The organism is Citrobacter amalonaticus (genome assembly GCF_018323885.1).
Lineage (GTDB): Bacteria > Pseudomonadota > Gammaproteobacteria > Enterobacterales > Enterobacteriaceae > Citrobacter_A > Citrobacter_A amalonaticus.
The window spans coordinates 30,893-47,685 of the sequence record NZ_AP024585.1 but is presented as its reverse complement, the minus strand read 5'-3'; the positions used below and the strand labels follow the sequence as shown (position 1 = coordinate 47,685).

The following is a 16,793-nucleotide window of genomic DNA, read 5'->3' as shown; positions in this document are numbered from 1 at the left end:
CTTTCTTTGTTTGCACTGTCGCTTTCGAGAAGCTTCGCAAAGGTGAAATTTCTACCGAAAAGGTTAGTTAACATCGTTTTGAAACACATAATATACCACCAGGTGCTATACTTACGGTTACAGGATGTCTCCGATGCGTGTATTCAAAACCAAATGGTTTTCCAGGGAAGCAAAAGCCCATGCCATCAAAGATGAGGCGTTATGCCAGGCAATTGAAGCCACTTTGCAGGGACAGGCAGACGATCTGGGAGGCGGCGTTTTTAAAAAGCGCCTAAACCAGAACCGTGACCGCGCGATTATCCTCGCGAAGGGTGGCAACCACTGGTTTTACACGTTTTTGTATGCCAAACAGGACATGACAAATATTACTGCCAACGAACTGGCGGGCTTTCGTGAGTTAGCAAAACATTACGCTCGTTTGACTGATGACAACATTACGGCGTTGATTAAGAGTAAAGAACTGGTAGAGGTTTGCGATGACGGTAAAAAATAACTTTAAAAGCCCAGCCTTCGAAGCTATCCACAGCGCAGCATCAGGGTTATATAACGTTGAGGCAATCCCTCAGGAAACGATGCGCAATTTCGACAAAGCCTGTCTGAGCCAGGTCGACGATCTCCTGCCACTTGAAATTAAAGCACTACGCGAAAAATTCAACGTTAGCCAACCCGTGTTTGCTCATTACCTGAACACCAGCGTGTCAACTGTGCAAAAATGGGAGAGCGGCGCGAAACGCCCCAGCGGGATGTCCCTCAAACTGCTGAGCGTTGTCCAGAAGCATGGATTAAAAGTTCTGGTGTAACAGTGAAGGGCATGATTCATGATCAATATCCTCGGCTCAGTCAATGACAGTCATCATCTCTATTGATCTTAGTGCAGCCAGTGCACACCGTCCTCGGGCTGAAAAAAGGCGTTGTAACGCATCTGGAACGCATTGATGTCCTGCCTGTCTGGATCGACCTCGCGTAAGAAACCGAGCGCCAGACGCACCTGCGCGTCGGTGATCGGCGCGGCCAGTCGGGCCTTTTGCAGCAGACGATGCCACTGCAACAGATTCTGCTCGCTGCCGTCGACAATGACACTTTGCCAAATCAACAGGACCTGAGCGGCGTTTTGCAGATGGGACTCGTCGGGGCGGTGGAGATACTGCATAAATGCCTCTCCCTGCGCTTTTCCCATCTGATCGATCATCGATTCTACTGCCACCACATCAATATTCAGACGCTCGCTCAAGCGGCGAATCGCCCGCCGGGATCCGGAAGTGAGGATCCGAAACCCGACTACAAACACCACCGCCAGTGTGGCCAGCATTATCCAGACCATGAGTTCTCCTGCTTTATCAGCGCTCATGATATCTGGAAACGGCCCGCGAATACTAATCCACCAGAATGATTTTCAGCGCGAAAAGCACCGCAACCGTAATGACACAGAGGTTTAGCTCCCGCCAGCGTCCGGTAAACACTTTCATAATGCAGTACGACATAAAGCCAAGCGCAATCCCCTCGGTAATGGAGAAACTAAAAGGCATCATCACCGTAGTGATGAACGCGGGCACCGACTCGGTAAAATCATCCCAGTTAACGCGAGAGAGACTTGAGGTCATTAGCACGCCGACAAAAATCAGCGCCCCTGCTGTCGCATAAGTGGGGACCATACCCACCAGGGGAGAAAAAAACATCACCAGCAGGAAGAGTATGCCAACCACGACGGCCGTCAGACCGGTGCGTCCACCAACCGCCACGCCCGAGGTACTCTCAATGTAGGCCGTCACGGAAGAGGTGCCGATAAACGCCCCGGCTACCGAACTCACACTGTCAACATACAGCGCCCGCCTCATGCCAGGAAACTTACCCTCGCTGTCGATCAACCCGGCTTTATCCGTCACACCAATTAATGTTCCTGATGAATCAAACAAATTGATGAGCATGAATGAAAAGATAATCCCGGCCAGATTAAGCGACAACGCACCGCTTAAATCTACCTCTCCTGTCACCCCGCTAATACTGGGAGGCATAGAATAGATACCGCTGAAATGAACATCACCAAAAAACAACCCGCAACAGGAGGTGACGACAATGGAGATCAGCACCGCAGCATGAAATTGACGCGATGACAGTACGGTAATAATAAAGAAACCTAAAATACCCAGTAATACGCTGTGGGAACTTAAGTTACCAATGGTCACCAGAGTCTCTTTATTCGCAACAATAACGCCCGCATTTTTTAACCCCATCAACGCAATAAATAAGCCGATACCGCTGGTGATACCGATACGTAAATTAATCGGGATATTGGAAATCATCCAGTAACGAATGCGAAAAAGTGTGAGTAAAAATAATCCGACTGCCCCCCAGAATATGGCCCCCATTCCCGTTTGCCAACTCACGCCCATCGCTCCCACCACCACAAAGGCAAAAAACGCGTTCAATCCCATCGCCGGAGCCAATGCAACGGGAAGGTTAGCGACGAGCCCCATCGCGATACTGCCAATGCCAGCGATGAGGCACGTGGTGACAAACACCACTTTGGGATCCATCTGTGCGGCCCCAAGTATTTGCGGATTCACGAATACAATGTACACCATCGTTAAAAAAGTCGTCATTCCGGCAATCGTTTCTGTCCGCACGTCGGTGCCATGCTGGTGCAATTTAAATAATCGCGAAAGATGATTTGAATCATTTTTCACGTCATCACTGACATCATTATTCATCTTTTTCATCCATTAATGAAGATATAATCAGGTCTCATTTAAAACACCTCTCATATTTAATTCAGTGATTGCAATCACAATGCCAACGCCCGTTAATCGATAAACTTTAAATAATTACCCAGCATTTACGTGTGATAAATAATAATCAAAATGATAAAATCAAAACGAGAAAAATATGAATAACATCATAAATCATAAATTTCATTATATTAGCCGTCAGGAACAGCAGGAATTGTTAGCCGTTGCGCGCGGTGAATCGGTTGCCGATTATATTATTGATAATGTCATCCTTCTCGATATTATTAATGGCGGGGAAATGACAGGTCCCATTGTGACCAAAGGGCGACATATCGCGGGCATTGGGGCAGAGTATCGTGACGCCCCGGCACGGCGGCGTGTTGATGCCCACGGCGCAACGGCAGTTCCCGGCTTTATCGACTCACATCTGCACATTGAATCCAGCATGATGACGCCGGTCACATTTGAAACCGCAACGCTGCCGCGTGGGCTCACCACCGTCGTTTGCGATCCGCATGAAATCGTCAATGTGATGGGCGAAAAGGGGTTTTCCTGGTTTGTCCGCTGCGCCGAACTGGCGAAGCAGAATCAGTATCTTCAGGTGAGTTCCTGCGTTCCGGCCCTGGAGGGATGTGATGTGAATGGCGCGCGTTTCACCCTCGACCAGATGCTGATCTGGCGCGATCACCCGCTGGTCGCCGGGCTGGCGGAAGTGATGGATTATCCGGGCGTCATCGCCGGACAAAATGCGTTGCTCGACAAAATGGATGCTTTCCGTCATCTGACGCTGGATGGCCATTGTCCTGGACTGAACGGTAAGGCGCTCAACGCCTACGTCGCCGCCGGGATCGAGAATTGCCACGAGAGCTACACTCTGGAGGAGGGGCGCCGCAAACTGCAACTCGGGATGGCGCTGATGATCCGCGAAGGTTCCGCCGCCCGCAACCTAGACGCGCTGGCTCCGCTCATCAATGACTTCAACAGCCCACAGTGCTTACTTTGCACCGACGACCGTAACCCCTGGGAGATCGCGCATGAAGGGCATATTGATGCACTGATTCGCCGACTCATTTTGCAGCATAGCGTCCCGCTTCACGTCGCTTACCGCGTCGCCAGTTGGTCGGCGGCACGTCACTTTGGATTGCACCATCTTGGCTTACTGGCTCCAGGAAAACAGGCGGATATTATCCTGCTCAGCGATGCCCGCAACGTAGTGATACAGCAAGTGTTTATCAAAGGGGAACCTATTGATGCCGAACGCCTGAAAGCTGAAGAACCGGCAAGGCTGGCGCAAACTGTCCCCCCCTATGGCAACACCATTGCACGACGCCCCGTCTGCGCAGATGACTTTGCGCTGCATTTCACCCCCGGCAAACGCTATCGGGTGATTGATGTTATCCCTAACGAACTGGTAACGAGCGCCAGTGCCTGCATGTGCACCGCTGAGGGTTTCGATCGCCATGATATTTGCTATATCGCCGTGCTTGAGCGCTACGGGCAACAGTCGCCCCCGGCCTACGGTTTATTAGGCGGATTCGGTCTGCGTGAAGGCGCGCTGGCGGCGACGGTCAGCCATGACAGCCATAATATTGTGGTGATCGGTTGCAGCGCTGAAGAGATGGCGCTGGCGGTTAATCAGGTGATTGAAGATGGCGGCGGGCTCTGCGTCGTCCGTAACGGTCAGGTGCAATGCCATTTACCGCTGCCGATTGCCGGATTAATGAGTACCGACACCGCTGATTCGCTGGCTGGACAAATCGATGCGCTAAAAGCGGCAGGTCGTGAATGTGGCACACTGCCCGATGAGCCTTTTATCCAGATGGCGTTTCTCTCCTTACCGGTGATCCCCGCCCTAAAACTCACCAGTATGGGACTTTTTGATGGCGAAACGTTTACTTTCACCTCTCATGAGATCGCTGACTGATTTCAGTCAACTATCGCCAGAAACAGGCATAAAAAAGCCCAGCGCACAGGCTGGGCAACCTGTTACCAACTACACACTTAAGCGGTTCTTAACTGCTGAATTTTTCTTTCCCGACGGATTTTGCGCTCTTCCATGACGGCGACCATCGCCATCAGGCAAATACAGCCAATCGCAGCGGCATCCAGCGCGGCGAAGGTACCCGCCCAGCCGGTCAGACCAAACACGGGCGTACCGTCGGCAATCATTCCCAGACCTAACTTGGCAAAGCTATCGCCAATCAAATACGCAAAGGTGCCTTTGATACCGTCCGCTGCGCCGATGGCTTTTTTCGGGACAAAGCCCACCGCCGCCACGCCAATCAGCAATTGTGGGCCAAACACCAGAAAACCGAGCGCAAACAGTGACGCGAGATAGACATACTGGTTGCTGGCATGTTGATAGACGCCAAGCGTCGCGATGATCAGTGCCAGCGCTACACAGGCCACCAGCGCACGACGACCATTCGCCAGATCCGAGAGCCAGCCCCACAGCAGCGTACCGACCAGCGCGCCCACCTCAAACAAGGTAAAGCCCTGAATCGCCACCTCTTTGGACAGTTTCAGCTCCTGGAAAGCATAAACGGTGGACCACTGGTCGATACCGATACGCACTACGTACAGGAAAATGTTGGAGAAACACAGCAGCCAAATGACTTTGTTTTTCAGTACATATTCAACAAAGATTTGCCATTTGGTCATGTCATTTTCTTCAGTCTCTTTATCCTCTTCGCTGATCTCTTCGCCAAACAGCTCTTCAGCTTTGCCGAGACCGTAAGATTCCGGCGAGTCGCTACCGAATCGCAGACCGATAAAGCCGACAATCAGGGCGATAATCGACGGGAAGATAAACATCCCGATCACATGACCGTCGAACAGCACGTTCGCACCGAACAGCGCTACCCCTGCCGCGCCTGCGCCGCCGAGGTTATGAGAGATATTCCAGAAGCCGAGAAACGTACCGCGCTTACGGCGAGGCGTCCATTTGGTAATAGTGGAATAGCTGCACGAACCGCCGGTGCTCTGAAAGAAACCGCTCAGGGCATAGAAGGCGATCATCAGGAACAGGCTTACGGAGCCGGTTCCCATGCTGGCGCTGAAGCCGAGCATACAAATCGCGGAAAGGATCAGCATAAACGGCAAAAACTGCTTGGTGTTTTTGCCGTCAGCGTAATAGGAAACCAGCGTTTTACCCACGCCGTAGGTGATGGAGAATCCCAGACCAATCATCCCCAGTTGCGTCATGCTCAACCCGTAGGTAGTAATCATATCGTTCTGGGCGATGTTAAAGTTCTTGCGGATCAAATACATGGTCAGGTAGCCAATGAAGACCACCAGATAAGACTGCATAAACGGTTTGAACCACATCTTGCGCCGCACATCGAGCGGCAGATCCAGGGTCGGTTTACGCACCTGGTTTAGAAAGGCCAGCATAGGACACTCCCGAGCTCATTTTTTATACCTGCGAATGGCAGGCATTGTAAAAATCCGTCGGGAGACCCGCCTGAGACAGCGTCCAGGCGAAACCGGGAAAATTTCTTAGTTTTGCCCCACTCGCGGTAAAAAAGTGAGCTGCATCACGCTTCCCTGGCTTCGCGAGGAGCCTGGGCGTTGAGGAACGGGAGTAATAACAGAGCGGAGATACCGGCGGCGATAGCAATAACGACGAAGAACCCCGTCCAGTGCCAGATTTCCAGCACCTGTGCCAACGGCCAGCCAGAAAGCGATGCGCCGAGATAGGCGAAAAGTCCCACAAACCCGGTTGCTGCGCCTGCCGCTTCTTTGTGCGAGCACTCCGCCGCCGCCATCCCGATCAGCATCTGTGGGCCAAAGACAAAGAATCCGGTCGTGAAGAAACAAGCCGCCTGCATCACATAGCTGGCAAACGGCATCAGCCACAGTGAGCCCACCGAAAGCAAAATCCCGGCGGCAAAAATCAGGTTCATCGGGCCACGGTTGCCGTTGAACAGTTTGTCCGATCCCCATCCCGCCACCAGCGCACCAATGAAGCCTCCCAGTTCAAACATCGTTACCGCCATGTTGGCGGTCACCAGATCGACCCCCAGCGTCTCGGACATATACAGATTGCCCCAGTCGTTGATCGCCGCACGCACCACGTACACCAGCACATAACACAACGACAGCAGCCAGATGTAAGGGTTGAGCAGTACGTATTTGGTGAGGATCTCTTTGCGGGTCAGCCCTGCGCCTTCCTGTTGCTGGGCGATTTCCAGCGCGTCGTGCTGCCAGTCGCCCACCGGGGGTAATCCCACGGCCTGTGGACGGTCACGCAGTCGCCAGCAGAGAAAAAGACCGACGACAATCGCCAGCGTTCCGGCCAACATCATCCCGGCACGCCAGCCATAGTGCAGCGCTGCAGCGGCCATAACAATGGGGATCAGCGCACCGCCAACGTTGTGCGCGGTATTCCAGATAGCCCACCAGCCGCCGCGCTCATTGCGTGAATACCACGCCGTCAGCAGACGCGCGCACACCGGTGCGCCCCAGCCCTGGAAAAAAGCATTCAGCGCCCACAGCAGGGCAAATGCCCAAAGCGAAGAGGAAAAACCAAACAGAATGTTCACGATACCGGTGGCAATCAACCCGATCCCCATGAAATAGCGAGCGTTGGAACGATCGCTGACGATGCCGGAAACGAATTTCGACACGCCATAGGTGATGTAAAACAGTGTCGCCAGCAGGCCAATATCACTCCGGGTTAACACGCCGCTGACGAGAATTTCCGGCACGGCAGCGTTAAAACTTTTACGGGTGAAGTAGAACAGGGCGTAGCCCAGCCAGATAGTCAGCAGGATATGGCGACGCCAGTAGTGGTAGCGTTCGTCGATCTCGCGCTTGTCCGTTAACTGCGGCGCATTCACCGGCGCCTTGAAAAAGGTCAGCATCGTCGCTCCTTAAACGTAGCGCAGGGGCAACGAGACATTGACTCGCGTACCGTGCGTGCAGGAAATCGTCAGCGAACCGCCGAGCGCCGTCACGCGCTCGCGCATCCCGGTCAGACCAAAACCGTGTTGCCCGGAGCCCGGCGGCAGCCCGCTGCCGTCGTCTTCCATCACCAGCATCAGCCGCTCGTCCTGCTGCCAGCCCTGCAGCGTCACCGCGCTGGCGTTAGCATGTTTCACAATATTGTTCAGTCCTTCCTGGCATACGCGAAACAGCGTCACCCGTTGACTCTCACTGAGCGCCGCCTCATCAATCCGCCAGTCGAGATGGCTGACGATGCCGCGGCTTTCCAGCTCCATTTCCCGCATCAACGAACGGATGGCCTGCTCCAGCGTCAAATCGTCCAGTTGCCGCGGACGCAGGCGTCCCAACAGGCGGCGCACGGAATCATAGACGCCCAGCGACAGCTGTTCGATAAGCTGCCCGCTCTGCTTGACGCCGCCGTTTTCCACCGCCAGCCGCTGCACAATTCCCGCCTGGGTGCGGATAGCGGTGATGGTCTGTCCGATATCGTCGTGCAACTCACGCGCCACGTCGCGGCGCACGCTCTCCTCCGTTTCCAGCAGACGCTCCGCCAGCCGGTGATTACGCGCCAGTTCGTTTTGCAGCGACTGATTCAGTTCACGCAGGCGCTGAATACCAGCGCCAAGCAATAGCCCGGTCAGGCTTTGCGCCAGCAGGGAGAGCAGTAAATCCACGGGGTGATCGTGCCAGGTCTGGCTGGCAATCAGCGCGATAGCGTTCATCAGCGTCGCAATCAGCGCCCCCTGCCAGCCATAGTGCCAGGCGAGCGCGATAATTGGCAGCGCCAGACAGAAGGGGGTAAATCGCGAAAGCTCCGCGGGCAATCCCAACTGAAGCCACAGGCTGACGCTGAACAGCAGCAGATACCAGATCAGGTGCCGACCGCGCCAGTTCACCGGTTGCGACACCAGCGCCGGCCCCAGCGGCAGCCAGGTGGTACTGGTCAGATAGTGCCAGAACACCAGGCAAATCGGCGCCAGCGTTAATCCGCCGGTCAGGGTCAGCAGCAGCGCATTCCACGCCTCTTCCCCCTGCCCCAGCCAGGGTAGCGACTGCAACAGCGCCGCCGCCGTTAACGCCGCTCCCTGAAGCAATAATGTCCGCCAGTCGCGCTGATGGCGATAGCGGGAAATCAGCGCCACGGGCAGCAGCGTCAGCAAGCTACCGATCATCAAAAGGGGAAAGTGCGCCAACGCCACTTCCTGTGCCAGCCAGAAGGTCAATAGCCATTCTGCGCCCAACAAAACCGGCCAGTAGCCGCGCGGACATTGCAGCATCAGCCCCAGACGTAAACCAAACGGGAACAGCAGTACCGCCAGTTCCGGGCGCTCAACCAGATGCAGGCTGATACTCCACAGACAAAACCAGGCGGCAGAGAAGATAAAAAAACAGGCGAGGACGGTGATTAACCGCGAGAACAGAGTTTTCATTACCAGCCGTCAAACATGCGCCGCGCCAGCTCAACGTCATTGCTGACGCCCAGTTTTTCCATCAGGTTAGCACGATGGACGTGCACCGTTTTCGGCGACAGTCCCAGCTCGACGGCAATCTCTTTCACCGCCATCCCCTGCGCCAGCTTTTCCGCCACCTGACGCTCGCGACGGGTCAGCGGATCCTGGCGTCCGGCCGCCAGTTTGACGGCAATTTCTGGCGTCAGATAACAGCCGCCGGTGGCCACCGTATGCACCGCCGCAATCAGTTCATCCGGGCTACAGCGTTTAGAGAGAAAACCGCGCGCCCCGGCGTTCAATGCCTGTTCCACCAGTGCCGGGCTATCATGAACAGAGAGCATGATAGTCGCCATCCCTTTCGGCAACTGGCTCAACAGTTCCAGACCGGAGATATCCGGCATCGAAATGTCACAAATGCATACCTGAACGCCGCGTCCCGGTAATCCTGCCAGCGCTTCACGCCCCGAGCCAAACTCGGCAACAACCTGCAAATCCGCCTCCAGTCCCAGCAGTTGGGCAAAGCCGGAGCGAACGATAAGGTGGTCGTCTATAAGGGCAACGGTAATCATGGGGTTCATCCTGGCAGGGTGAAAAAAACGCGCTTACCTTAACGATAAGCGCGTTGCTGTTCAAGCCTTGAGCGTTCAGGCGATGCCGGTGGTGACCGTAAATGTCCGGGTTTGCTGCGGTTGAACCTCAAGCAGCGTGCCGTTTCGCTGGGCGGCGAGAAATCCTTCCGGGCGGCAGGTGGCAGGCAGGGCGAATGCCGCCACCTGCTGATCGCCATTGTACAGGATCCAGCGTGTCACATAGTTGAGCTCCGAACTGGCGAAACGCGTAACAAACGTGGTGCCATCCGGGGCGATCATGCGGAATTCGGGTTTATCCGTATACCTGTCCAGTTTGTCGGCAAAGAAGACGATTTCCGGATCGTAGAAGTTGGGTTCATTAAGCGTCGCCAGTGACGCTTCGCCTTGTAATATCCGTTGATTAAACGCCAGCCATTGTTCGGTGGGTTTCACATGGGCCGGGACCGATTCACGAAGTCGCAGCGCCTCATCCGGGATATTCTGGCTGAACGTCGCCTCCGGCACATACGCATAGTTCATGTGGCACATGTACTGCAGCGGCATCGCGACAGACGCCAGGTTCGTCACCGCCATCTGAATGTCAAACAGCGCGCTCGCTTTGCGCATTACCACCGCAGGCTGCGCCTGATAATGATGACCGAATCCCATCACATACTCGTAGCGTCCGGTCACGCGCAGACTGTCGCCGTCCAGTTCCAGCCAGGCCTCGTCCATCGCAGCACAGGCCATTTCACCGTGCAACGGGTGAGTATCTTCCGGCGACGGGCAGCCATTGGCCAGCAGTCCGGAATGGAAGGCAAAACAGCCATAGGTCGCCACCACTTCCGCAGCGGGTTTTGGCTGGCGGAACATGTTGCGCATGGTCAGGTCATGGCCGTCAAACTGTGCGTCCCAGATCATCTGCCCCATCCAGGGCAGAATCACCAGATGACCACGACTGTTCTGCACCTTCAGCCCTTCCACACCGCTGGCGTAACGAAAGGCGGTAACCGTGAAATCGCTGTTCTCCAGTAGGGTTTGCGGATGTTCACCAAAGAGCGTCCGCCACAGCGTGATACGTGTTGTCATCATCGTTCTCCTCAGGAAGCGGTCGCTTCAGCCAGGCTGCGCACTTTGCTTTCGCGCCAGAAATAGATCCCCACGTAAACAAAGCACAGCATGGAGACGAGGAACGAGAGTTGCAGCGAGTGGAACATATCCGCCACATAACCCTGAATCGCCGGGACCACGGCGGCGCCAACGATGGCCATCACGATCACCGCGCCCGCCATTTCGGTATGTTCGTTATCCACCGTATCCAGCGTGCCGGCATAGATGGTCGCCCAGCAGGGGCCAAACAGGACGCTCACCAACACCGCGACGTACACGGCGCTGAAGCTCGGCGCCAGCGAAACATAGGCGAGGAAAAGCGCGCCGATGACGGAGTAAAGAATCAGCACTTTTTCCGGGTTAAAACGGGTCATCAGGATGTTGGCGATAAACTTACCGATAAAGAAGCAGGCAAAGCTGTAGACCATAAAGTTAGATGCATCGCGCTCGTTGATATCGCCCAACTCCAGCGCCAGACGAATGGTGAATGACCACACGGCCACCTGCATCCCCACATACAGAAACTGTGCCACAATGCCGCGACGGAAGCGGGCATTGCTCGCCAGATAGCGCAACGTATCCATCGCCGACGGACGTTTATGGTTGGCGGTTTGCGCCACTTTGCAGGTCGGGAAACGGGTCAGCAGGAACAGCACCATCACCACCACCAGAACCATAATCATGTACTTATACGGCTCAAGGGTGTTTTCCAGCATCAGTACTTTAAAGTTATGGATCTGCTCGGCATTCATTCCTGCCATCTGTTTTTCCAGGCTATCGCCTTCGGAAAAGACCAGATATTTACCCAGCAAAATACCGGATGCCGCGCCAATCGGATAAAACGTCTGGCTGATATTCAGGCGTAAGGTGGCATAGGCTTTTGGACCGATCATTGAGCTGTAGGTGTTTGCTGCGGTTTCCAGGAAGCTCAGACCAATCGCAATGGCGAAGATCGCAGCAAGGAACATGGTGTAGGTTGCCATGTGCGAGGCCGGGAAAAAGAGCGTACAGCCAACGATATAAAGTGTCAGACCGATTAATATCGCCACTTTATAACTGGTCTTTTTAATCACCAGGGATGCCGGGATCGCAATTAAAAAATAACCGCCATAAAAGGCGCTCTGAACTAATGCCGAGGCAAAGTTGCTGAGTGAAAATACGCTTTTAAATTGCGTAATCAGAATATCATTTAATGCGGCTGCGCATCCCCATAATGGGAATAAACAGGATAACAAAATAAACTGGAACAGAGGGGTCTTATTCAGATACCCATCGGGCATCTGAATGATGTTTTTATCGTTCATAGTGCTACCTTTTACAGTGCAGGAGTATTATTCGTTTAGGGTAAGAAATTCATTAAATTGTTCGATACTCGGATAAGAGGATTGTGTGCCTTTCCCGGTGACGCTAAAGGCAGCGAAAAGGACGGCTTTCTTCATTGCGGCTTCGACATCTCCGCTCTGAACGTAGTAATGGGCAAAGCAACCGATAAAAGCGTCGCCTGCGCCACTGGTATCAACAGCATTAACGCGAAACGCCGGGACATGCACCTCCTGATCGCGCGTCATCCATAGCGCACCTTTCTCACCCATGGTCACAATAATATTGTTTAACCCTTTATCCACCAGGGAACGGGCGGCGGCACGAATATGGTCATACGACTCCACCGGCATACCGGTTAATATTTCCAGTTCAGTTTCATTTGGTACAAAAAAATCACATTTACAGGCATAAGACATATCTAATTCCCGTAATGCCGGCGCGGGATTTAATAATACTTCGATGCCATGCTTTTTGCCGAACTCAATGGCGTGGTAAACCGTCTCCAGTTGAACTTCCAGTTGCAGGACAATAAGCTGACATTTTTTTAAGTCTTCCGCAGCGCGATCGATATCTTCCGGGGAGAGAAACTTGTTCGCGCCTTTAATAATAAGAATGCTGTTACTGGAGTTCGCATTCACAAAAATCGGCGCCACGCCGCTACTGGTGCACGGGACCTTTTCGACATAGGTGGTATTGATGCCCCAGGATTCGAGATTGCGAATGGTGTTATCTGCAAAGATATCATCGCCGACTTTGGTCAGCATCAGCACTTTGGAGTTGAGCTTCGCCGCCGCAACGGCCTGATTCGCGCCTTTCCCACCGCAGCCGATTTTAAACGCCGGCGCTTCCAGGGTTTCGCCTTCTTTGGGCATCTGGTTGGTATAAGTGATGAGATCCACCATGTTGGAGCCAATAACCGCGATATCCATTTTACACCCTCTCAGAAACAATCACATAACAATGATAATAAAATAACATTATCATGTTACTTCTGTATCATTTGTGACTACGATCGCGATTGGAAGATCATTTCTCTGTTTATTTATTGCACACCCCAGGACTCACTGTTACCTAAAAACAGCATCTAAACTGTTACAATTAACTGAAATTAAACCAGTTACAATCAAAAAAACGCGAACAAACGCGCTTTTAATTCCCGCCAGCCAGACGTATAGTAATGCAGCAAGATGATGTTCTGAGAGACACAAAAATGTTACTCATGGAACATACGCAACATGAATCGCGGAGAAGGTGAATGGAAACCAAGCAAAAAGAACGTATTCGACGTCTGATGGAACTGTTGAAGAAGACCGATCGCATCCATCTGAAAGACGCCGCGCGGATGCTGGAAGTCTCCGTGATGACCATTCGCCGGGATCTCAGCCAGGATGACGAGCCGCTGCCCCTGACGCTGCTCGGCGGCTATATAGTGATGGTCAGTAAACCCGCCGCGCCAGCGGGTGCTCCCTTGCTGGCCAAAAAACCCCATCATCGCGACGATCTGCCCATCGCTATCCTGGCCGCCGGTCTGGTGAGCGAAAACGATCTGATCTTTTTTGATAATGGCCCGGAGATGCCGTTGGTGATCAGTATGATCCCGGATGAGATCGCCTTTACCGGGATCTGCTACTCGCACCAGGTCTTTATCGCGCTCAATGAAAAACCCAACGCCACGGCGATCCTCTGTGGTGGAACGTATCGGGCGAAGAGCGACGCCTTTTACGATGCGAATAACCCGTCGGCGCTGGATTCCCTGAATCCGCGAAAAGTCTTTATCTCCGCCAGCGGCGTACACGAGCACTTCGGCGTCAGTTGGTTTAACCCGGACGACCTCGCCACCAAGCGCAAAGCAATGGATCGCGGACTGCGTAAAATTTTACTGACGCGTTACGCCCTGTTCGATGAGGTCGCCCCCGCCAGCATTGGTCCGCTTTCCACCTTTGATGTCCTGATATGCGATCGTCCGCTACCGGCAGATTATGTCGCCCACTGCCGGAACGGTTCCGTCAAGGTGATTACCCCTGATTCAGACGGCGATTAAGTTACTCAAAGAACACAGCAATTTTGTTGAACATTGTGGGGTCTGACTGATTACGCACCACTTTCACCACATCTTCCAGCTTATCGATTTGGCTGATCATCTGCTCCAGACGCTGATCGTCGTTGACCAGCAACCAGATACGGCTCTTGTCGCTGCTCTGAATCGGTAGACAGAGGATCCCCTCAACGTTAAATGCACGGCGGGCGAACAGCCCACAGACGTGGGTCATCACGCCTGGGTGGTTGCGGACGGTGAGTTCCAGAATGACGTTCTCATGTGATTGTTTCTGCATGGCTTATTCCCCCACCATCTCAGTATTTGCCGCGCCTGGCGGTACCATTGGATACACTTTTTCTTCCGCATCAATGCGGACATGGATCAGCGCCGGCCCCGGTTGGCTGATAATCTCCTGCAATGCGGCCTGCGGGTCAGCTTCGTTATTCAGATCGCAGGTCTGTAAACCAAACCCGGCGGCAATCTGCATAAAGTTGATTGTCCCCGGATACGTCGCAGCAAAAACACCCTGCTTGTAGAACAGGCTCTGCTGCTGATGCACCAGCCCCAGCGCTTCGTTGTTCATCAGGATGATTTTCACATCCAACTGGTTTTCGCTGGCGGTCGCCATCTCCTGAATGTTCATCATCAGACTGCCGTCTCCAGAGAAGCACAGCACTTTCTTATCCGGGTTCGCCAGTGCCGCGCCAATCGCGGCTGGCAGACCAAATCCCATGGTGCCCAGGCCGCCAGAAGTCAGCCACTGGCGAGGACGGTTCAGCGGATAGGCCTGCGCGGCCCACATCTGATGCTGGCCCACATCGGTAGTGATAATCGCGTTATCATCCACGCAGGCCGCTACCGCATTGATCAGGCCGTAGTGGCACAGCGGATCGCTCTCCTGTGGGATAGAGCACGGGAATTCGCGTTGCAGATCGCTGACCAACTGCAGCCACTCCGCGCGCGGGTTCGCGTCAATATGCGGAATCAACTGGGCCAGAACCTCATCCACATCAGCCTGAATAGCGATGTGTGGCTGCTTAATTTTTCCCAGTTCCGCGCGGTCAATATCGACGTGGATAATTTTGGCATTTGGGCAGAACTGCTCGGTTTTGCCAATCGCCCGGTCATCAAAACGCGCGCCCAGCACTACCAGCAGATCCGCCTCCTGCAGGATGTAGTTGGTGCTGCGCGCACCGTGCATTCCCAGCATGCCTAACGACAGCGGGTGCGCCTTCGGTAACATCCCCAGCGCCATCAACGTCATGGTGGTTGGCAGTTGCGCCTTTTCTGCCAGCTCACGCACCCGCTGCGGCGCATTAATCACCCCGCCGCCGAGGTACAGCACCGGGCGCTGTGCGGCGTTAATCATCGCGGCAGCGTCACGAATGCTGTCTGCACTGAATTCCGGCGGCGCCATTTTCTCTGCCGGTTCTGGCATCTCGTCAATCTCGAGAATCGCCATCTGGATATCCTTAGGTATGTCTATCCACACTGGGCCAGGACGTCCGGACTGAGCGAGACGAAATGCGTCGCTCATCACCTGCGGGAGTTCATCGATATGTCTGACCAGATAGTTATGTTTTGTGATGGGGATAGAGATGCCGTAGGTGTCCACTTCCTGGAAGGCGTCGGTGCCAATCATTGAGGCAGGGACCTGTCCGGTGATACACACCATGGGGATAGAATCCAGACGCGCATCGGCGATAGCGGTCACCAGATTGGTAGCACCTGGTCCGCTACAGGCCATACACACCGCCGGTTTACCGTCGGTTCGCGCCATACCCTGCGCAATGAACCCCGCCCCTTGTTCGTGGCGTGCCAGAATATGGCGGATTTGCGTGCTCTGACTTAAGGCATCATAGACGGGAAGAATCGATCCGCCCGGAATGCCAGTGACAATCTTGATGCCCTGACGTTCCAGAAAATGAACGATAAATTCAGCGCCCGTAAAACGCGTACGCTGGGATGTTGATGTTGTGCCCGAACTTGCCATACTCCAGTCCTTTTGTTCTGGGCCGACGCTCCGGGCAGGTCTCTTAAACGAAAAACCCCGCCCGGTTTGCGCCGGCGGGGTTTTGGAATCGTGTGTTGTTCCGGACCCTACGGCGCATTGCCGACGACCACCACCACACGCACGACGACCGCTGCGCTAGATGGCGCAGTTTTTAGTAGGGTCGACGTCAGCATGGAAGAGTTCATTAGGGACCTTGTCTGTTTAATGATTAACAGGATTTATACAAGCACAGCTTTCATAAGCTGACAACGGAAAAATTATCATCTGCGTAAAAATGCGTCGACGATCACGTTTCGCCAGGAAAAAGCGGCCAAAACAAAAAACCCCGCCGGAGCGAGGTTTTTTCAGCGTTATGCGGTTGGTTGCCGCAAAGCACACTGTGTTATGTCAACAGCAAAAGTATACGCGTTCTGCGAAGAACACGCAATTTCGACACGAATTTTGACGCTTTTGAGTATGGATCAGAAGCTCGGTACTGTCCATAAATAACTGTTCATTTATACAGTGTTTATCTATAATATCTCAGTACGCAATGTGTTAGGTGGGGCCGCATCGTAAACCGGCGCAACAAAGTCCTGGCTGAAACGGGTGGTGCCGTCAGCGCCTTAACCCCCC

At 53.8% G+C, this 16,793-nt stretch carries 16 protein-coding genes; 4 read left to right on the top strand and 12 right to left on the bottom strand.

Translation table 11 applies throughout. From position 1 onward, the window contains the following. Positions 1-133 precede the first annotated feature (133 nt). Both KI228_RS00225 and KI228_RS00220 read left to right on the top strand, forming a co-directional pair. Positions 134-493 (top strand): type II toxin-antitoxin system RelE/ParE family toxin, encoded by a 360-nt coding sequence (locus KI228_RS00225; protein ID WP_042323447.1) that lies wholly within the window; start codon positions 134-136, stop codon positions 491-493. After that, positions 477-800 (top strand): helix-turn-helix domain-containing protein, encoded by a 324-nt coding sequence (locus KI228_RS00220; RefSeq protein WP_042323449.1) that lies wholly within the window; start codon positions 477-479, stop codon positions 798-800. Before KI228_RS00225 ends, KI228_RS00220 begins: the two co-directional genes overlap by 17 nt. A gap of 68 nt (positions 801-868) precedes the next feature. Here KI228_RS00220 and KI228_RS00215 read toward each other — a convergent pair whose 3' ends face one another. Further along, a complete protein-coding gene (locus KI228_RS00215) occupies positions 869-1,321 on the bottom strand; it encodes a DUF1198 domain-containing protein (protein ID WP_042323451.1) in 453 nt (150 codons plus the stop codon). A gap of 52 nt (positions 1,322-1,373) precedes the next feature. Continuing rightward, the gene (locus KI228_RS00210) at positions 1,374-2,708 is read right to left on the bottom strand and encodes an NCS2 family permease (protein ID WP_042323453.1); all 1,335 of its coding nucleotides are present in this window, start codon (positions 2,706-2,708) and stop codon (positions 1,374-1,376) included. Between the two features lie 175 nt (positions 2,709-2,883). Here KI228_RS00210 and adeD point away from each other — a divergent pair, with 175 nt between their 5' ends. After that, a complete protein-coding gene (gene adeD / locus KI228_RS00205) occupies positions 2,884-4,650 on the top strand; it encodes an adenine deaminase (protein ID WP_042323455.1) in 1,767 nt (588 codons plus the stop codon). Positions 4,651-4,727: 77 nt separating this feature from the next. Here adeD and uhpT read toward each other — a convergent pair whose 3' ends face one another. The 7 genes from uhpT to rbsK all read right to left on the bottom strand — a co-directional run bounded on the left by uhpT (position 4,728) and on the right by rbsK (position 13,055). Further along, a complete protein-coding gene (gene uhpT / locus KI228_RS00200) occupies positions 4,728-6,119 on the bottom strand; it encodes a hexose-6-phosphate:phosphate antiporter UhpT (RefSeq protein WP_042323457.1) in 1,392 nt (463 codons plus the stop codon). A 143-nt stretch (positions 6,120-6,262) separates the two neighbouring features. Next, on the bottom strand, positions 6,263-7,591 hold the full coding sequence (uhpC, locus tag KI228_RS00195; protein ID WP_042323459.1) for an MFS transporter: 1,329 nt from the start codon (positions 7,589-7,591) through the stop codon (positions 6,263-6,265). Positions 7,592-7,600: 9 nt separating this feature from the next. Further along, entirely contained in the window at positions 7,601-9,103 is a 1,503-nt protein-coding gene (gene uhpB / locus KI228_RS00190; RefSeq protein ID WP_042323461.1) for a signal transduction histidine-protein kinase/phosphatase UhpB, read from the bottom strand. Continuing rightward, a complete protein-coding gene (gene uhpA, locus KI228_RS00185; RefSeq protein WP_042323463.1) occupies positions 9,103-9,693 on the bottom strand; it encodes a response regulator transcription factor UhpA in 591 nt (196 codons plus the stop codon). Before uhpA ends, uhpB begins: the two co-directional genes overlap by 1 nt. Positions 9,694-9,768: 75 nt before the next feature. Next, positions 9,769-10,782, bottom strand: a complete 1,014-nt coding sequence (locus tag KI228_RS00180) for an aldose 1-epimerase family protein (protein WP_042323465.1) — start codon at positions 10,780-10,782, stop codon at positions 9,769-9,771. A gap of 11 nt (positions 10,783-10,793) precedes the next feature. Beyond that, positions 10,794-12,107 carry an L-fucose:H+ symporter permease gene (gene fucP / locus KI228_RS00175; protein WP_042323466.1) on the bottom strand — a complete coding sequence of 438 codons (1,314 nt, stop codon included), beginning with the start codon at positions 12,105-12,107 and terminating at the stop codon, positions 10,794-10,796. A 27-nt stretch (positions 12,108-12,134) separates the two neighbouring features. Then, positions 12,135-13,055, bottom strand: coding sequence for a ribokinase (gene rbsK / locus KI228_RS00170; protein WP_042323468.1), 921 nt, complete (start codon positions 13,053-13,055; stop codon positions 12,135-12,137). 326 nt (positions 13,056-13,381) lie between these two features. Between rbsK and KI228_RS00165 the strand changes: the two genes are divergently transcribed. Further along, entirely contained in the window at positions 13,382-14,167 is a 786-nt protein-coding gene (locus tag KI228_RS00165; RefSeq protein ID WP_042323470.1) for a DeoR family transcriptional regulator, read from the top strand. Between the two features lies 1 nt (position 14,168). Here KI228_RS00165 and ilvN read toward each other — a convergent pair whose 3' ends face one another. The 3 genes from ilvN to ivbL form a co-directional block, all read right to left on the bottom strand. After that, positions 14,169-14,459 (bottom strand): acetolactate synthase small subunit, encoded by a 291-nt coding sequence (ilvN, locus tag KI228_RS00160; RefSeq protein ID WP_042323472.1) that lies wholly within the window; start codon positions 14,457-14,459, stop codon positions 14,169-14,171. A gap of 3 nt (positions 14,460-14,462) precedes the next feature. Continuing rightward, positions 14,463-16,157 (bottom strand): acetolactate synthase large subunit, encoded by a 1,695-nt coding sequence (ilvB, locus tag KI228_RS00155; RefSeq protein WP_042323474.1) that lies wholly within the window; start codon positions 16,155-16,157, stop codon positions 14,463-14,465. Positions 16,158-16,264: 107 nt separating this feature from the next. Next, complete coding sequence (ivbL, locus tag KI228_RS00150; RefSeq protein ID WP_042323476.1) at positions 16,265-16,363, bottom strand: ilvB operon leader peptide IvbL; 99 nt, start codon at positions 16,361-16,363, stop codon at positions 16,265-16,267. Positions 16,364-16,793: the final 430 nt, after the last annotated feature.

Coding starts and splice junctions, on each gene's coding strand:
- KI228_RS00225 (WP_042323447.1), top strand. CDS start 134: ATGCGTGTATTCAAAACCAAATGGTTTTCCAGGGAAGCAAAAGCCCAT.
- KI228_RS00220 (WP_042323449.1), top strand. CDS start 477: ATGACGGTAAAAAATAACTTTAAAAGCCCAGCCTTCGAAGCTATCCAC.
- KI228_RS00215 (WP_042323451.1), bottom strand. CDS start 1,321: ATGGTCTGGATAATGCTGGCCACACTGGCGGTGGTGTTTGTAGTCGGG.
- KI228_RS00210 (WP_042323453.1), bottom strand. CDS start 2,708: ATGAATAATGATGTCAGTGATGACGTGAAAAATGATTCAAATCATCTT.
- adeD (WP_042323455.1), top strand. CDS start 2,884: ATGAATAACATCATAAATCATAAATTTCATTATATTAGCCGTCAGGAA.
- uhpT (WP_042323457.1), bottom strand. CDS start 6,119: ATGCTGGCCTTTCTAAACCAGGTGCGTAAACCGACCCTGGATCTGCCG.
- uhpC (WP_042323459.1), bottom strand. CDS start 7,591: ATGCTGACCTTTTTCAAGGCGCCGGTGAATGCGCCGCAGTTAACGGAC.
- uhpB (WP_042323461.1), bottom strand. CDS start 9,103: ATGAAAACTCTGTTCTCGCGGTTAATCACCGTCCTCGCCTGTTTTTTT.
- uhpA (WP_042323463.1), bottom strand. CDS start 9,693: ATGATTACCGTTGCCCTTATAGACGACCACCTTATCGTTCGCTCCGGC.
- KI228_RS00180 (WP_042323465.1), bottom strand. CDS start 10,782: ATGACAACACGTATCACGCTGTGGCGGACGCTCTTTGGTGAACATCCG.
- fucP (WP_042323466.1), bottom strand. CDS start 12,107: ATGAACGATAAAAACATCATTCAGATGCCCGATGGGTATCTGAATAAG.
- rbsK (WP_042323468.1), bottom strand. CDS start 13,055: ATGGATATCGCGGTTATTGGCTCCAACATGGTGGATCTCATCACTTAT.
- KI228_RS00165 (WP_042323470.1), top strand. CDS start 13,382: ATGGAAACCAAGCAAAAAGAACGTATTCGACGTCTGATGGAACTGTTG.
- ilvN (WP_042323472.1), bottom strand. CDS start 14,459: ATGCAGAAACAATCACATGAGAACGTCATTCTGGAACTCACCGTCCGC.
- ilvB (WP_042323474.1), bottom strand. CDS start 16,157: ATGGCAAGTTCGGGCACAACATCAACATCCCAGCGTACGCGTTTTACG.
- ivbL (WP_042323476.1), bottom strand. CDS start 16,363: ATGAACTCTTCCATGCTGACGTCGACCCTACTAAAAACTGCGCCATCT.